This window comes from Streptomyces sp. SID12488 (genome assembly GCF_010548275.1).
Lineage (GTDB): Bacteria > Actinomycetota > Actinomycetes > Streptomycetales > Streptomycetaceae > Streptomyces.
Genome location: NZ_JAAGLT010000020.1, coordinates 131,682 through 145,869 on the forward strand (window position 1 = coordinate 131,682; position 14,188 = coordinate 145,869).

The window sequence follows — 14,188 nt, forward strand, 5'->3', positions numbered from 1 at the left end:
TCGTCGCCCGGTGTTCCATGGGGGTGGGTGTGATGGTCATGACCCTGCCGTTCGAGGTGGGAGTGGTGGTACGGGATGTGCGGCCGATGGAGCGCTTCTACTGCGAGGTGATCGGCTGTCGGGTCGAGCGCCGCTCACGCGTGCCGGAGTCGATCGGCGGTCCGGCCGGGCTCGGCGGCGAGCTCCTGGTGGTCTGGCTGAGGGTGCCGTCCGGGGGGTGCGTCAAGTTGATCCTTCCCCGGTCGGACCAGGCATCGGTCCCGGTCTCAGCGTATGCGCCGCCCTTGTCGGCCGGGCGTCCGGGGCTGGCGTATCTCACCTTCCATCTGGACGACTTGGACCCGGTGGTGGCTGCGCTGCGGGCCGCGGGTGCCCGGCCTCTGTCGGACCCGGTCGTCGTCCTCGCGCACGGCCGGCGGATCAGCTTCTGGGCTGATCCGGAGGGCAATGTCGTGGAGTTGGTGGACGCGCGGGGCGGCAACCCTGGTCCTGGGCGTAGTAATTAGAGACGCTGTTCAGTAAGGTGCCCCAAGCTGGTTACTGTAGACCAGCACAAGTAAGTCCGATTGCTTGGCAACCTCCCTCGGACGAAGGGGCGGACGATGGCTCAACGAGCGTCGACGGCGTCAAAGAAATCCCCGCAGGTCAACCCGCAGGTAACCCCGCAGGTGAACCCGCCGGTCAACGAACAGATCAGCCCGCGGGTCATCAAGGACCTGCACGAGCGCATGGTGCGCATCCGGCTGTTCGAGACCGAGGCGGGCAAACTCATGGAGGCGGGCAAGCTGCCCGGATTCCTGCACCTCTATGTCGGCCAGGAAGCCGTGGCCGCCGGAGTGATGACAGCCCTGCGCGACGACGACCAGATCACCTCCACCCACCGTGGCCACGGACACGCCGTGGCCAAGGGTGTCGGCTTCCGCGAGATGTACGCGGAGCTGTACGGCCGGGTCACCGGCGCCTGCCTCGGCCGCGGCGGCAGCATGCACATCAACGACCTCACCCGCGGCATGCTCGGTGCCAACGGCATCGTCGGAGCCGGTGTCCCGATCGCCGTGGGCGCCGCCTTCGCCGCCCGCTACAAGGGCGAGGACAACGTCGCCGTGACCTTCTTCGGTGACGGCGCCACCAACATCGGCGCCTGGCACGAGGGCGCCAACATGGCCGCGATCCTGGGCCTGCCCGTGGTCTTCGTCTGCGAGAACAACGGCTACGCCGAGTTCACCCCGCAGTCCGGGCACATGCTGCTCACCGACGTCGCCGACCGGGCCGCCGCATACGGCATGCCCAGCGTGATCGTCGACGGCATGGACGCGGTCGCCGTCCACCGAGCCGCCGTCGAGGCCGTCGAACGGGCCCGGCGCGGCGAGGGCCCGATGATGATCGAGGCCAAGACCTACCGCTTCTTCGACCACCAGGGCGTCAAGGGTCTGCGGCACCCCTACCGCTCGGACGAGGAGGTCGCCGAGTGGAGGACCCGCGACCCCATCGACCTGATCGAGGCCCGTGCGGTCGCCGACGGCACCGCGACCCGCGCGGAGCTGGACGACGTATGGCAGCGCACCCGCGACGAGATCGCGGAAGCCGTCGCGTACGCCGAGGCGAGCCCGCTGCCCGACCCCGCCGACCTGCTGCTCAACGTCTACTCGGGATGACCGCCATGACCGTTACGACCACCACCGACGAAGCGCCGGCCGTCGCCACGCGCAAACTCACCTACGTCAAGGCCTTCAACGAGGGCCTCGCGCAGGCCATGCGCGAGGACGAGAACGTGTTCGTCGCAGGCGAGGACGTCGCCGGATACGGCGGAGTGTTCCGCATGTTCGACAACCTGCTCGACGAGTTCGGGCCCCGCCGCATGATCGACACCCCGATCTCCGAAGCCGCCCTGGTCGGTCTCGGTGTGGGAGCCGCCGCCCGGGGGCTGCGGCCCGTCGTCGACCTGATGTTCATGGACTTCATCGGCGTCTGTCTGGACCAGATCGTCAACCAGGCGGCCAAGATGAAGTACATGTTCGGCGGCGCGCTGTCCGTGCCGCTCACCATCACCACCGCCTCCGGGGCCGGCCTCGGCGCGGCGGCCCAGCACAGTCAGAGCCTGGAGGCCTGGCTGGCCCATGTGCCCGGCCTCAAGGTGGTGATGCCGAGCGACGCGTACACCGCCAAGGGCCTGACCGTCTCGGCCATCCGGGACGACAACCCGGTCGTCGTGATGCTCAACAAGGTCCTGCTCGGCAGCACCGGTGAGGTGCCCGAGGAGATCTACGGCATCCCGCTGGGACAGGCGCACACCGCGCGGCAGGGCTCCGACGTCACCGTGATCGCCCTCGGCCGCATGGTGGGGGAGGCCCTCGCGGCGGCCGACGAGCTCGCCGCCGAAGGCGTGGAGATAGAGGTGATCGACCCCCGGACCGTGCAGCCGCTGGACACCGAGACGATGTTCGCCTCCGTCCGCCGCACCAACCGGGTGCTCGTCGTGCACGAGGCCGTCACCTTCGGCGGGCTCGGGGCGGAGATCGCCGCCCAGATCCAGGACGTGGTCTTCGACTACCTGGACGCGCCGGTCCTGCGTATCGGCGCCCCCTTCTCACCGGTCCCCTTCTCCCCGGTCCTGGAGAAGGCGTACGTGCCCGATCGCGCCCGTATCGCTCAGGGCTGCCGGCGTCTCCTCGAAAGGTCGTGACGGACGTGGCGGTCGAGGTTCTGCTGCCGAAGATCGGCCTGACCATGCAGGAAGGCACGATCGACGAATGGCTGGTGCCCACCGGCACGGTCGTCGCCGAGGGCGACGCGCTGCTGCGGCTGGCCACCGACAAGGTCGACGTGGATGTCGAGGCGGAGGCCGGGGGACTGTTCCATCCTGTGGTCCCGGCGGGCGCCACCCTGCCGGCCGGGGCACTCATCGGCTGGCTGCTCGCCGAGGGCGAGCAGCCACCGGACCCGGGGGGTACGCCGATGCCCGCCGGGTCCGGGTCCAGCGCGGACCCGGTCGCAGGTTCCGCCCTGAACGGCGGCCCCGTGGGCCTGGGCGCGCCGCCCGCCCGCGTCGGCGGTGCGGGTACGACGGCCGCGCCTGCCCCGGACGGGGGCGGCGGGGTTGCGACCGCCGTTCCTGCCGCCGGCGGCGCTGTGGGTACGGGCGCCCCGTCGCCCCTCACGAGCACGGGTGTGGCTTCCCGGACCGGCGCTGCCACCGCGGCGCCCTCCGCCAAGGGCAACGGTCACCGGCTGCTGTCCTCGCCGAACGCCCGGCGCGTCGCCGGGGCCGCCGACATCGAGCTCACCGCCGTACGCGGCACGGGGCCGGGTGGCCGGATCGTCTCCGAGGACGTGGAGGAGTTCCTCGCGGCGCTCCCCGCCGACGTCGTCGCTCCGGTCCTGCCGGGCGGCACCCCTTCCTCGCCGCTGGTCCGCAAGCTGGCGAAGGAACGGGACATCGACCTCTCCGAGGTGAACGGCACCGGGCCCGGCGGCCGGATCCGCCGGTCCGACCTCGACGCCGTCACCCCGGCGCCCGCCCGCCGTACCGCGGCGGCTCCGCAGCCCGGCGACGTCCTCCCGCTCACCGGGATGCGCGGCACCATCGCCCGCAGGATGCACGCCAGCCTCCAGGAGATGGCTCAGCTGACGCACGGCTACGAGGTGCGGATGGACGCCGTGGTGTCCCTGCGGGACCGTCTCAAGGAGGAGTGGGCCGACAGCGAACTGCCGGTGCCCAGCCTCAACGACTTCCTGCTCAAGGCCGCCGCCCTCGCCCTGCGCGAGCACCCGCTGCTCAACGCGACGGTGCGGGAGGACGGCGTCCATCTGCTCGACGGCATCCACCTAGGCTTCGCCGTGGCCGTTCCGGGCGGCCTCATGGTCCCCGTGATCGAGGACGCGGTGACGCTGCCGCTGCCCGAGATCGCCCGCCGGTCGAAGACTCTGGCCCAGGCCGCCCGCGAGGGGCGGATCTCCCCCGCCCAACTGGAAGGGGCCACTTTCACCGTCACCTCGCTCGGCGGCTACGGCGTCGACTTCTTCACCCCTGTGATCAATCCCGGCAATGTCGGGATCCTCGGGGTGGGCAGGCTCAGGGACGGTGTCGAGTGGGTGGACGACAGGCCGCTGAGGACGCGGGTGCTCACCCTGAGCCTCACCTTCGACCACCGTGCCGTCGACGGTGCACCCGCCGCCGAATACCTGCGCACGGTCGGCGAGTTGCTGAGCAGGCCCCTCCGCCTGCTGGTGTGAGCCGCAGTGTCTTGAGTATTCGAAGTATTCGAAGTATCCGCAGCCCGTGAGGCCTAGGTGGCCGGGTCGGTGATCCGCTCCGCGAGATCGCCGACCTCGCGGACGAAGGAACGGTGTCCCAGCGACCGGTACACGTCGTCACCCCGGACCTGCGAGATCGCCGCGGTCTCCAGCAGCGCCAGCAGGCCCAGGCCGATCACCGCCGCCTCGGCGTCGGTGACGGACGTGCGGGCCTTGCGGATCAGCCGTACCAGCTCCTCCAGCAACTCTGTACGGCTCTCCTGGCGGAGCGCCTCCGCGTCCTGGCTCATGCCGGCCGACGACACGAAGAACACGGTGGCGGCGGACCGGTACTCGCCCATCCAGGCCAGCAGCGTGGTGACGGACGCGCCGATGTCCGAGCCGGGTTCGTGGGCCTCCGTGATCGCCTGCAACTGCTCGCGCAGCGCGGCGGCGAACGCCCGCATGGCCGCCGCTAGGACCTGGTCCTTGGAGGAGAAGTGGTAGTACACCGCCGCCGAGGTCATCTCGGCCCGAGCGGCGATGTCGGCCACCGTCACCTCGTCCGGCGACTGCGTGGCGAACAACTCCGTGGCCGCCTCGATCACCCACTGCTTGCGCGAGGGGCGGTGAGCGGCGCGCGTTCCGGATGTCGTCATGCTGTCAAGTATGCCGGGACCTCGGGACGCCAGAGGCCAATGAGCAGCAGGAATTATGCGGACGACCCATAGGACTTACTGGATACACTGGTCAGTACGCAGCGCCCACGGACGTGGGGTCACGGCAGCCGGCAGGGAGCATGATGGCCACCACGAAGAACGGCAAGCAGCCCGCCCACCGACCCTCGCGGCGCCAGCACATCATCACCGCCGCCGTGCGGGTGTTCGGCCGCAACGGCTTCGCGGAGACCAGCATCCAGGACATCGCAGACGAGGCCCAGGTGGTGCCCACGGCCGTCTACTACCACTTCGACGGCAAGGACGAACTCCTCGAACTCGCCATGCGCCGGGTCTTCGACCAGCTGAACGCGGTCGTGGAAGCGGCCCGTCCGGAGTCCGAGCCGGGTGACGCGGAGGGCCTGGTCCGTGTCATCGACGCCGTGTGGGAATGGGTCGAGCGCAATCCTGACGAGGCCCGGCTCTACCAGGTCCAGATGGCCTCAGCCAGCGGCAACGTCAAGGTGCTGCGGGACGAGTTCGAACAGCGGCACATCCAGCGTGGCTACGACTATCTGCCCGAGGGCACCACGCGCAGCCCCCGGGCGGCGAAGGCCCGGCACGCGGCCCAGGCGCTCGCGGTGCGCACGCTGATCAGTACGACCATGCTCGTCACCGCGCTGCGAGCGGAGGGAGGACCGCTGTCCCAACTGCCCTCCCGGTCCGTCCTGGAGGCGGTCAGGGCGCTGGCACTGCGCATCGTCGCCACCGAGCAGCCGCAGTCGACGCAGCAGCCGGTCGCGCCCCGTCTCACACCGTCAGAACCGAGCACGCGCTGATCCCCGGTGCCCCGTACACATGGGTGAAGCCCACCCGGGGAGCGCCCGGCACCTGCACACCGGGCGCGCGGCCCTGCAACTGCCGTACGACCTCGTGGAACTGGCGGAGCCCGGAGGCGCCGACGGGCTCACCGCCGGCCAGACAGCCGCCGTCGGTGTTGACCGGGATCCGGCCCGTGGGATCGGTGACCCCGGCGGCCAGCAGCTCCTCCTGCTCGCCGTGGCCGCACAGCCCGGTCTCCGCCAGGTGGATCAGCTCCGAGCCGCTGTCGGTGTCCTGCAACTGGGCCACTTGTACGTCGGCGGGCCGCACCCCCGCCGTACGGAAGGCGGCCTCGGCGGCGTCGATGCTCGGGCTGTGGTGCGGTCCCGGCGGCAGCCAGGGCGAGAACACCTCGAACGAACCGAACCGCCGGGTCCGGAAGGCCAACGAGGCGAGTTTGACCGGTCGTTCGCACAGGTCGAACGCGCGGTCGCCGAGTGCCAGCACCAAGGCCGCCGCGCCCTGTCCGGGCGAGCAGAACATGTACTGGGTGAGCGGGGGACTGACCTCGGGGGAGTCGAGGATCTCCTGTTCCGTCAGCTCCTTGCGCCGCCAGGCCAGGGGGTGGTGCGAGCCGTTGCGGAAGGCGCGCGCGGCGACCATCGCCAGTGCGCGTTCCGAGATCCCGTGCTCGTACAGATACCGCTGGGTCTTCAGCGCGAAGAACTGGGTGGTGAGCATCATGCCGGTCTCGGCGTACCACTCGCCCAGGCCGTAGCGGGCCGCGGAGACGTGGAACGCGCCCCGCTCGTGCTTGTCGAACCCCACCGCCAGCCCCAGGGACGCCTCGCCCGCGCGCAGCGCGTTGGCCACCGCCAGCACGGTCGAGGCACCGGTGGCGCAGCCGTTCTGCACGTTGACGAACGGCACGCCGGTCAGGCCCAGGCGGCCCACCAGTGTGTCGGGCTTGCCGGACACGTCGGAGCCGCCGGCCGCGTAGCCGACGTCCTCCCAGCCGACACCGGCGTCGGCCAGCGCCTCGCGTACCGCACGCTCGGCCATGTCCATTCCGGTGACGCTCTCGTCGCGGCCGAAGGGATGCATCCCGCATCCGACCACATACACGTCGTCGTGCCGGCTCATCGCTCCCCGTCCCGCTCCGGGCGGAACCCGAAGGTCACCACCTCGGTTCCGTCCTCGTCCCGGTACGCGGGCACCGTGGTCAGCCGGACCGGCAGACCGATCCGGATCTCCGCGCGGGAAACCTCCAACAGTGCCTCGACCAGCACCTCACCGAGATCCACATAGCCCACGTGGTACGGCCGATGGCCTTCGGCCGGCGGCCGGTACGGCGGTTTCGGCGCGAACGCCTGGCGCGTCCACGACCACACGCGCCCGCTCACCGGCAGTACGTGTGTGGACATCGCCCCGGCCGAGCACCTGGGGCACGACTCCTGCCGGGGGAAGACGACAGTGCCGCATGCGGAGCAGCGGGCGCCCGCGAGACGTGGTGCATCCCTGTCGTCGAACGCCGGGTTCTCCAGGTTCTTCGGGTTCTCCGGGCTCTTCGGGTTCTCGAACAGCGACTCGTCGATGAGTCTGGTGGTCATGTTCCGTCCCTCCTTCCTTTCCTCCACGTCACCAGTCCAGCAGGCCGGCCAGCCGTTCCCGATGGTGTGCGGCGCCGCCCAGCAGCACCGCGTCGGACTGGGCGCGCCGGAAGTACAGATGTGCGTCGTGCTCCCAGGTGAAGCCCATCCCGCCGTGGAACTGCACGCACTCGGCGGCGACGGAGACGAACGCCTCGCCGCACCACGCCTGTGCCACCGCCGCCGCCTCGGCCAGCGCCTGCGGCGAGCCGTCGGCCCTGACCGCGCGCACCACGGCCGACCGCGCCGCCTCGACCTGGAGCAACATGTCGGCGCAGGCGTGCTTGACCGCCTGGAAGCCGCCGATCGCCCGGCCGAACTGGGTACGGTCGCGCACATGGGCCACCGTCATGTCCAACGCGGCCTGTGCGCCGCCCAGTTGCTCGGCGGCAAGCGCCACCAGGGCCACGTCCAGGGCGTGGGAGACGATGTCCGCACCCTCGCCGCCCGCGGTCAGCGCCCGGACCCGGGCACCGGAGAAGGTGACCACCGCCTGACCCCGGCTGAGGTCCAGGGTGGGCACCCGGCGCACGGTGACCCCCGGCTCGCGCGGGTCGGCCAGGAAGAGATCCACACCGTCGGTCCCGGCCGCGGCCACCACCAGCGCCTCGGCGTCGGCGCCGTCGAGGACGAACGGCGCGGTGCCGTCCAGGAGCGGGACGCTGCCCTGCCAGGAGACGCCCACCGGCACGGCGTCGGACCGCCATGTCCCGTCGGGCGCGACCACCGCAAGGGCGTGCACGGTGCCTTCGGCGAGCTTGGCCAGCGCCTTGTCGGCCGTACCGCAGCCCGCCAGTACCTGACCGGCCAGCACGGTGGAGGACAGCAGCGGTACGGGTGCCAGTGTCCTGCCCAGCTCCTCACAGACGACGGCGATCTCGGCGAGGCCGCCGATGCCTCCCGCCGACTCGGGCAGGCCCAGGGCCGCGAGGCCGACCTGCCGGCCGAGGGCGACCCACAGGTCGGCGTCGATACCGGGTGCCTCCTCGGACAGCCGCCGTACGGCGGTGGTGCCGCCGGCGTCCGCGCACACCGACCGTACGGTCTCGCGCAGGTCGTCCAGCTCGGTGTCCGACAGGGCCGTGCCGTCGGTGACGGTGCTCGTCATCGTGCGCTCCCGCTCTCGTCGTACTGCTCCCGCTCCCGCTCCCGCAGGGCGCTGTGCGCGGCTGCCATGCGGGCCACCGGCACGCGGTGTGCGGAACAGGAGACGTAGTCGAGGCCGAGGCCGTCGCAGAACGCGATCGACTCCGGGTCCCCGCCGTGCTCACCGCACACGCCCAACTTGATGCCGGGCCGTACCTCCCGCGCTCGCTCGGCCGCCAGGCGGATCAGGGCGCCCACCCCGTGCGGGTCGAGCCGCGCGAACGGGCTGGCGGTGAGGAACCCGCGCTCCTGGTAGTTGGCGAGCACCTGGCGCTCGACGTCGTCCCGGGAGAACCCGTAGGTGAGCTGGGTGAGGTCGTTGGTGCCGAAGGAGAAGAAATCGGCGTGCCCGGCGAGTTCACCGGCCAGCAGCGCGGCCCGCGGGGTCTCGATCATCGTGCCGAGCCGGTACGGGACCTCCACCCCGGTGCGGGCGGCGACCGCGTCGGCGGCACCGCGTACGTAAGCGGCTGCGGTAGCCAGTTCCTCCGGGAGGCTGACCAGCGGGATCATCACCTCCAGCTCCGGCCGGATCCCGGTGGCGGCGACCTCGGCCCAGGCGGTGAAGAGCGCCTCGGCCTGCGCCGGGTAGAGCCGCTCGTGCAGCAGCGCCAGCCGTACCCCGCGCAGCCCGAGCATCGGGTTCGCCTCGCGCAGCGCGTCGGCCCGCTGTTCCTCGGCCGCGTCCAGGGCCTGCCCGGGGGCGGGCAGGAACTCGTGCAGCGGGGCGTCCAGCAGGCGCACGGTCACCGGGCGGTTCCCCACGGCGGTCAGCAGCGCGCGGAAGTCCTCGTACTGGGCGTGTTCGAGTGCCGAGAGCGCCTCGTCGCGGGCGGTCGGGTCGGCGGCCAGGAGCACCCGGCGGATCAGCGGCAGCCGCTCGCCGAGGAACTGGTGTTCCGTACGGCACAGCCCGACACCCTCCGCGCCCAGGGCGAGGGCCGTCTCCACCTCGGCGGCCGTGTCGGCGTTGACGCGTACGCCAAGTCGGCGTGTGTCGTCCGCCCACTCCAGCAGGGTGGACAGTTCGGGCGGCGGTCCGGCCACGCTGACGCTCAGGGTCCCCGCGTAGACGGCGCCGGTACGGCCGTCCAGCGAGACCGGGTCGCCCTCGCGCACCACTCGCTCCCCGAAGCGGACCGTCCCGGAGGCCAGATCCACGCGCAGCCCTTCGGCTCCGCACACGGCGGGCTTGCCGGCACCCCGGGCAACCACGGCGGCATGCGAGGCGATGCCACCGCTGCCGGTCAGGACGGCGACGGAGGCCAGCATCCCGGGGACGTCCGCCGGAGTCGTCTCGGCGGCCACGAGCACGACCCGCGTACCGTCGGCGGCCAGTTCCAGGGCACGTTCACTGGACAGCACGACCGCTCCGGTCGCTGCCCCCGGGGAAGCGGGCAGCCCCTTCACCAGGAGCTCCTCCCCGCCGGTCAGCCGGAGCTGGGGGTGCAGCAGCTCCTGCACCTGCGCGGGAGTGATCCGGCGGACAGCCTCCTCGGGGCCGATCGCCCCGTCCCGGGCGAGGTCCGCGGCCAGACACACCGAGGCCCGTAGCGGCGGGCGGAGCTGCGCGGAGGCGGCCAGCAGCGAGATCTCATCGTCGCGCACCTCGAAGTCGACCGACACCGGCGCGCGCAGATGCCGCTCCAAAGTGAGCAGGGAGTGCTCCAGCAGAGCGGTGCCACTCGCGAGCCGGTCCAGCGGTTCACCTGTGTGCGGCGACGGGGCGCTGCGGCGCACACCCCGGAAGAAGGAGCCCTGCGGGGACAGGCGCCCGGTCTCGGGGTCGCGGCTGACGGCCGTGCCGTAGCCCGAGTGGTCCGCCGGGCCGATACGCAGAGCCTGCACATGCAGGGCGATCGGCAGCTCGGCGGGCAGCCGCTGGGATCGGCGGGATCTCCTCGCACGCGGCGAGTCCCACCGGCCGAGGAGAGCGCGGGCGGCCAGCGCGAGCTGCTGCGCCGGGTCGTCGGGAAAGGGGCGGGAGCCGTGTTCCGCCACCAGGGACAGCAGCACCTCGACCCGTGCCCGTGGCTCGGGTGCGTCCAGGAGAGCGTCGTCGAGCACCGCGCCGGGCACGGCGAGGGCGTACTCGGCGATCATGCGCACGGTGGCGGCCCACACCTCGTACAGCGCGTCCGAACGCCCGATGACGGCGCACAGGTCGTCGGCGCGGTCGGGGGCGATGCCGAGACAGGCCAGGTCGGGCGGGAGTCCGGCGATGTCGGTGGGCGCGCTCGCCGACAGACGCAGCAGCAGCGGCCGGGCCGCGTCCCCGATGCGCCGTCCCGCAAGCTGTTCGACCAGGGCCACGGCGGCTTCGGCGCTGCCGGTCTCGCACAGCGACGCGGCGGCGCCCGCGGGCACGGTGAGTCCCGGCACCACCGGCAGCCCGAGGGCCACCAGCCGGTCCATCGCGGCGCCGTGCGCACCAAGCTCGTCGGCGTCGAGCCCCCGGATCCGTCCCTGTCCGTACGGCACCAGGGTGCGGCCGGGGGGCGTGGAAGGTGCTGGGGCCCCGAGAGCGCGGGGCGTCCCGAAGGTGTCGGGCGAGCCGGCGGTCCCGGAGGTGCGGGGGGTGCTGGAAGTCGCGGGGGCTGCGGGAGTCCCGGGGGCTGCTGAGGTTCCCGAGGTCCCGGTGGCGCCAGGGGAGCCGGGAGCACCGGAGGCCGCGGAGGTGCCGAGCGTCCCGGAGGTGGCGGAGGGCGCGAGGGGAGCTCCGGGGTGTGCGAGCGGGTCCGCCTCGCGGTCGGTGACGCTCAACCCCGGCTCCCCGCGACCAGCGCCTCTTCGCGGGCTTCGTCGTCGGCCCGGCTGATTCCCAGCACGAGCAGCAGCTCCTGGTGCAGCCGCATCCACACGGTGTGGTACGAGTCGCACAGCGGCGAGGCCAGCCAGGCGGGCGCGCCGTCGTCGAAGCGGTCGAGGGCCTCCTCCAGGGCCGTCAGGTACTGCCCACTGCCCGCGAGCACCGGGTCCAGTCGGCGGAGCACGGGCTGGATCGCCTCGTGCACGTCCTCCAGCGACTCGCGCACCCCGGCGTCGTAGACGTCGTCGGAATGGTCGTTGGCGGAGCCGTCGGGACGGCACTGCCATGCCGTGCACACATCGCGGATCTTCCGGTTGACCGGCAGGAACGCCTCGTACGCCGCCAGGATCCGCTCCTCCTGCTCGGAGCCGTCGGGAACCCGAAGGAGCTGCGCGGCGGCGGCCTTGGCGCGCTCGGTCGGCAGCACCACCGGCCCCTTCACCATCGCCAGCCCGGCGTCGACCAACGGGCGGTGCTCGGACTCCGGCCGGCCACGCCACATACCCCGCAGAACGAGGTCGACGACGGCTTCGGTGAGGGGCTCGTCGGAAGCGTCCGGAAGGTCCACGGCAGCAGATTGCATCGCCACACCTTTTGCTCGGTTCTGTGTTGCCCGGAGGTTACGCCCCGGTGGGCACGTTAGTGAAGAGGAACTCAAGAAACACTTTTCGGAGCGAGGAACGAAGTCATACGGTCCTGAGCCTCCTGGCCGTCCGCCAGGGCGGCGATCGACCGCGCCTCCTCGGCGAGGTGGCGGCGCAGGTCGGCACCGGCGCCGGCCCGCAGCAGAGCCTTCGCGGCGCGCAGTGCGTCGGTGGCGCCGGCGGCCAGCTCGGCCGCGGTCCGGTGTGCCGCCTCGTCCAGTTTCCCGTCGTCCACACACCGGGAGACCAGGCCCCATCGTTCGGCGTCGTCGCAGTTCAGGACCCGATTGGTCAGGATCAGATCCGCCGCCCTGCGAGGGCCCGCCAGGCGCGGCAGGAGCCATGACGCCCCACAGTCCGGCGTGAGCCCGATCGCCGTGTACGCCAGCCGGAACCGCGCGGACCGGGCCGCCAGGACGATGTCACCCACCAGGGCGAGACCGATGCCGCCGCCCGCCGCCGCGCCGCGCACGGCGGTCACCAGTGGCACCGGCAGTTCGTACAGGGCCTGTATCGCGGCGTGCGCGGCGCTCGCCACGGCGTGCACATAGGTGCTGGTCTCCGCGCCGCGACCGGCGAATGCGCGCAGGTCACCGCCCACGCAGAAGCTGCCGCCCGACGACCGCAGCAGGACCGCGCCGCCCGGGTCCTCGGTCACCTCGGCGGTCGCGTCGCGCAGTGCCTCGGCCGTCCTGAGGTCCAGGGCGTTGCCCCGCCCGGGGTCGTCCAGTCTCACCTCGACGACCCCGTCGTGATGGCGGACGATCCGGACCGGTCCGGTGGTCACGGGGAGGCTCATGGGTGTTTCTCCTGCCGTCTTGCCGCTACAGGGTGTCTCTCTTCACCGGACGCTTTCCGTCCCGGGCGCTTCCCGGCAAGATACTAAAGACGCTATACAGTTTCTAGAACGCGACGGGAGTCGATGCCCGTACGCCCGTCGGCGGGAGGCCCCGTGCCCATTCAGTTCGATGTCGATCCGGCTGTCGCTCAACTCGCCGCGTCGACGGCCGAGTTCGTGCGCGAGGTGGTCATTCCGGCCGAGCGTGAGTGCGGCGGGAACGTGCACGACGCCCCCGAGGACCTGCGCCAGACCCTGCAGAAAGCCGCGCGTGCGGCGGGTGTGTTTGCTCCGCACGTACCGACGCGGTGGGGCGGACACGGGCTGGACCTGCGCGGGCAGGCGGTGGTGTTCGAAGCGGCGGGCTACTCGCTGCTCGGACCGCTGGCGCTGAACTGCGCCGCCCCGGACGAGGGCAACATGCACCTGTTGGAGAAGGTGGCCACCGAGGAACAGAAGCAGGCGTATCTGCGTCCGCTCGCCGCAGGCGAGGCACGGTCCTGCTTCGCCATGACCGAACCGGCTCCGGGTGCGGGTGCCGATCCCCGCTCTCTGCGGACCACCGCGACCCGGGTGCCCGGCGGCTGGCGCATCGACGGGCGCAAGTGGTTCATCACCGGCGCACATGGCGCGGGCTTCACCATCGTCATGGCCCGCACTTCCGGCAGCCCCGGCGACCCGGGTGGCGCCACCATGTTCCTCGTCGACGCCGGAACTCCCGGTATGCGCATCGTCCGGAACATCGAGACCCTCGACGAGTCGCTCTTCGCCGGGCACAGCGAGATCCTCTTCGAGGAGTGCGTGGTGGGGGAGGACCAGGTGCTCGGCGCGGTGGACCACGGATTCGAGGGTGCGCAGGTCCGGCTCGGCCCCGCCCGGATGACCCACTGCATGCGCTGGCTGGGAGCGGCCCGCCGTGCCCAGGACGTCGCGCTGGAACGGGCGGGGAGCCGGATGGCGTTCGGTTCGGCGCTGGGCGACCTCGGCATGGTCCAGCAGATGCTGGCCGACTCCGAGATCGACATCGAGGCGAGCCGCGCCCTGATCCTGCGTACGGCATGGGAACTGGACACCGAATCCGCCGCCGCCTCGCAGCTCACCTCGGTGTCCAAGACCTTCGTGGCCGAAGCGGTGAACCGGGTGGTCGACCGGGCGGTGCAGATCTGCGGGGCCCTCGGCATCTCGACCGCTGACGCCCCGCTGGCCCGCCTGTACCGGGAGGTGCGGCCGTTCCGGATCTATGACGGTCCGTCGGAGACACACCGTTTCGCCATAGCGCGCCGCGCGGTCCGGCCCTACCGGCAGCCGCGCACGGGCGCCGCCGACGGCTGATGACGACGTAGCCGTGGGCGGCTGTCGGTAGGGCCGGACCCGCCCGGGACCCGCATCAG

The 14,188-nt window shown here is 71.9% G+C and carries 13 protein-coding genes; 6 read left to right on the forward strand and 7 right to left on the reverse strand.

Annotated features, from left to right (window positions below; all coding sequences use genetic code 11):
- Nucleotides 1–38 precede the first annotated feature (38 nt).
- From G3I56_RS27465 to G3I56_RS27480, 4 genes are all read left to right on the forward strand, one after another.
- Entirely contained in the window at nucleotides 39–506 is a 468-nt protein-coding gene (locus tag G3I56_RS27465; RefSeq protein WP_239135118.1) for a VOC family protein, read from the forward strand.
- 96 nt (nucleotides 507–602) lie between these two features.
- The gene (locus tag G3I56_RS27470) at nucleotides 603–1,655 is read left to right on the forward strand and encodes a thiamine pyrophosphate-dependent dehydrogenase E1 component subunit alpha (protein ID WP_239135119.1); all 1,053 of its coding nucleotides are present in this window, start codon (nucleotides 603–605) and stop codon (nucleotides 1,653–1,655) included.
- A 5-nt stretch (nucleotides 1,656–1,660) separates the two neighbouring features.
- Complete coding sequence (locus tag G3I56_RS27475; RefSeq protein WP_164413428.1) at nucleotides 1,661–2,683, forward strand: alpha-ketoacid dehydrogenase subunit beta; 1,023 nt, start codon at nucleotides 1,661–1,663, stop codon at nucleotides 2,681–2,683.
- A 5-nt stretch (nucleotides 2,684–2,688) separates the two neighbouring features.
- Nucleotides 2,689–4,233 carry a 2-oxo acid dehydrogenase subunit E2 gene (locus G3I56_RS27480; protein WP_343240064.1) on the forward strand — a complete coding sequence of 515 codons (1,545 nt, stop codon included), beginning with the start codon at nucleotides 2,689–2,691 and terminating at the stop codon, nucleotides 4,231–4,233.
- A 53-nt stretch (nucleotides 4,234–4,286) separates the two neighbouring features.
- Here G3I56_RS27480 and G3I56_RS27485 read toward each other — a convergent pair whose 3' ends face one another.
- Nucleotides 4,287–4,892: a TetR/AcrR family transcriptional regulator gene (locus G3I56_RS27485; RefSeq protein ID WP_164413433.1), complete on the reverse strand. Its 606-nt coding sequence runs from the start codon at nucleotides 4,890–4,892 to the stop codon at nucleotides 4,287–4,289.
- 140 nt (nucleotides 4,893–5,032) lie between these two features.
- Here G3I56_RS27485 and G3I56_RS27490 point away from each other — a divergent pair, with 140 nt between their 5' ends.
- Nucleotides 5,033–5,728: a TetR/AcrR family transcriptional regulator gene (locus G3I56_RS27490; protein WP_164413435.1), complete on the forward strand. Its 696-nt coding sequence runs from the start codon at nucleotides 5,033–5,035 to the stop codon at nucleotides 5,726–5,728.
- Here G3I56_RS27490 and G3I56_RS27495 read toward each other — a convergent pair.
- From G3I56_RS27495 to G3I56_RS27520, 6 genes are all read right to left on the reverse strand, one after another.
- The gene (locus tag G3I56_RS27495) at nucleotides 5,700–6,854 is read right to left on the reverse strand and encodes a thiolase family protein (RefSeq protein ID WP_164413437.1); all 1,155 of its coding nucleotides are present in this window, start codon (nucleotides 6,852–6,854) and stop codon (nucleotides 5,700–5,702) included. The two genes, G3I56_RS27490 and G3I56_RS27495, sit on opposite strands and share 29 nt — an antisense overlap.
- A complete protein-coding gene (locus tag G3I56_RS27500; protein ID WP_164413439.1) occupies nucleotides 6,851–7,321 on the reverse strand; it encodes a zinc ribbon domain-containing protein in 471 nt (156 codons plus the stop codon). The genes G3I56_RS27495 and G3I56_RS27500 overlap by 4 nt, the downstream gene beginning before the upstream one ends.
- A 28-nt stretch (nucleotides 7,322–7,349) precedes the next feature.
- Nucleotides 7,350–8,468 carry an acyl-CoA dehydrogenase family protein gene (locus G3I56_RS27505; RefSeq protein WP_164413441.1) on the reverse strand — a complete coding sequence of 373 codons (1,119 nt, stop codon included), beginning with the start codon at nucleotides 8,466–8,468 and terminating at the stop codon, nucleotides 7,350–7,352.
- On the reverse strand, nucleotides 8,465–11,269 hold the full coding sequence (locus G3I56_RS27510) for a putative PEP-binding protein (RefSeq protein ID WP_239135120.1): 2,805 nt from the start codon (nucleotides 11,267–11,269) through the stop codon (nucleotides 8,465–8,467). Before G3I56_RS27510 ends, G3I56_RS27505 begins: the two co-directional genes overlap by 4 nt.
- Nucleotides 11,266–11,898 (reverse strand): hypothetical protein, encoded by a 633-nt coding sequence (locus tag G3I56_RS27515; RefSeq protein ID WP_203690785.1) that lies wholly within the window; start codon nucleotides 11,896–11,898, stop codon nucleotides 11,266–11,268. Before G3I56_RS27515 ends, G3I56_RS27510 begins: the two co-directional genes overlap by 4 nt.
- 71 nt (nucleotides 11,899–11,969) lie before the next feature.
- A complete protein-coding gene (locus G3I56_RS27520) occupies nucleotides 11,970–12,758 on the reverse strand; it encodes an enoyl-CoA hydratase/isomerase family protein (RefSeq protein WP_164413443.1) in 789 nt (262 codons plus the stop codon).
- A gap of 153 nt (nucleotides 12,759–12,911) precedes the next feature.
- On the opposite strand from G3I56_RS27520, the gene G3I56_RS27525 reads away from it, so the two are divergent.
- Nucleotides 12,912–14,129, forward strand: a complete 1,218-nt coding sequence (locus G3I56_RS27525; protein ID WP_164413445.1) for an acyl-CoA dehydrogenase family protein — start codon at nucleotides 12,912–12,914, stop codon at nucleotides 14,127–14,129.
- Nucleotides 14,130–14,188: the final 59 nt, after the last annotated feature.

What these genes read in the sequence shown, in the direction of transcription:
- G3I56_RS27465 (WP_239135118.1), top strand. Translation starts at nt 39, where the DNA reads ATGACCCTGCCGTTCGAGGTGGGAGTGGTGGTACGGGATGTGCGGCCG.
- G3I56_RS27470 (WP_239135119.1), top strand. Translation starts at nt 603, where the DNA reads ATGGCTCAACGAGCGTCGACGGCGTCAAAGAAATCCCCGCAGGTCAAC.
- G3I56_RS27475 (WP_164413428.1), top strand. Translation starts at nt 1,661, where the DNA reads ATGACCGTTACGACCACCACCGACGAAGCGCCGGCCGTCGCCACGCGC.
- G3I56_RS27485 (WP_164413433.1), bottom strand. Translation starts at nt 4,892, where the DNA reads ATGACGACATCCGGAACGCGCGCCGCTCACCGCCCCTCGCGCAAGCAG.
- G3I56_RS27490 (WP_164413435.1), top strand. Translation starts at nt 5,033, where the DNA reads ATGATGGCCACCACGAAGAACGGCAAGCAGCCCGCCCACCGACCCTCG.
- G3I56_RS27495 (WP_164413437.1), bottom strand. Translation starts at nt 6,854, where the DNA reads ATGAGCCGGCACGACGACGTGTATGTGGTCGGATGCGGGATGCATCCC.
- G3I56_RS27500 (WP_164413439.1), bottom strand. Translation starts at nt 7,321, where the DNA reads ATGACCACCAGACTCATCGACGAGTCGCTGTTCGAGAACCCGAAGAGC.
- G3I56_RS27505 (WP_164413441.1), bottom strand. Translation starts at nt 8,468, where the DNA reads ATGACGAGCACCGTCACCGACGGCACGGCCCTGTCGGACACCGAGCTG.
- G3I56_RS27515 (WP_203690785.1), bottom strand. Translation starts at nt 11,898, where the DNA reads ATGCAATCTGCTGCCGTGGACCTTCCGGACGCTTCCGACGAGCCCCTC.
- G3I56_RS27520 (WP_164413443.1), bottom strand. Translation starts at nt 12,758, where the DNA reads ATGAGCCTCCCCGTGACCACCGGACCGGTCCGGATCGTCCGCCATCAC.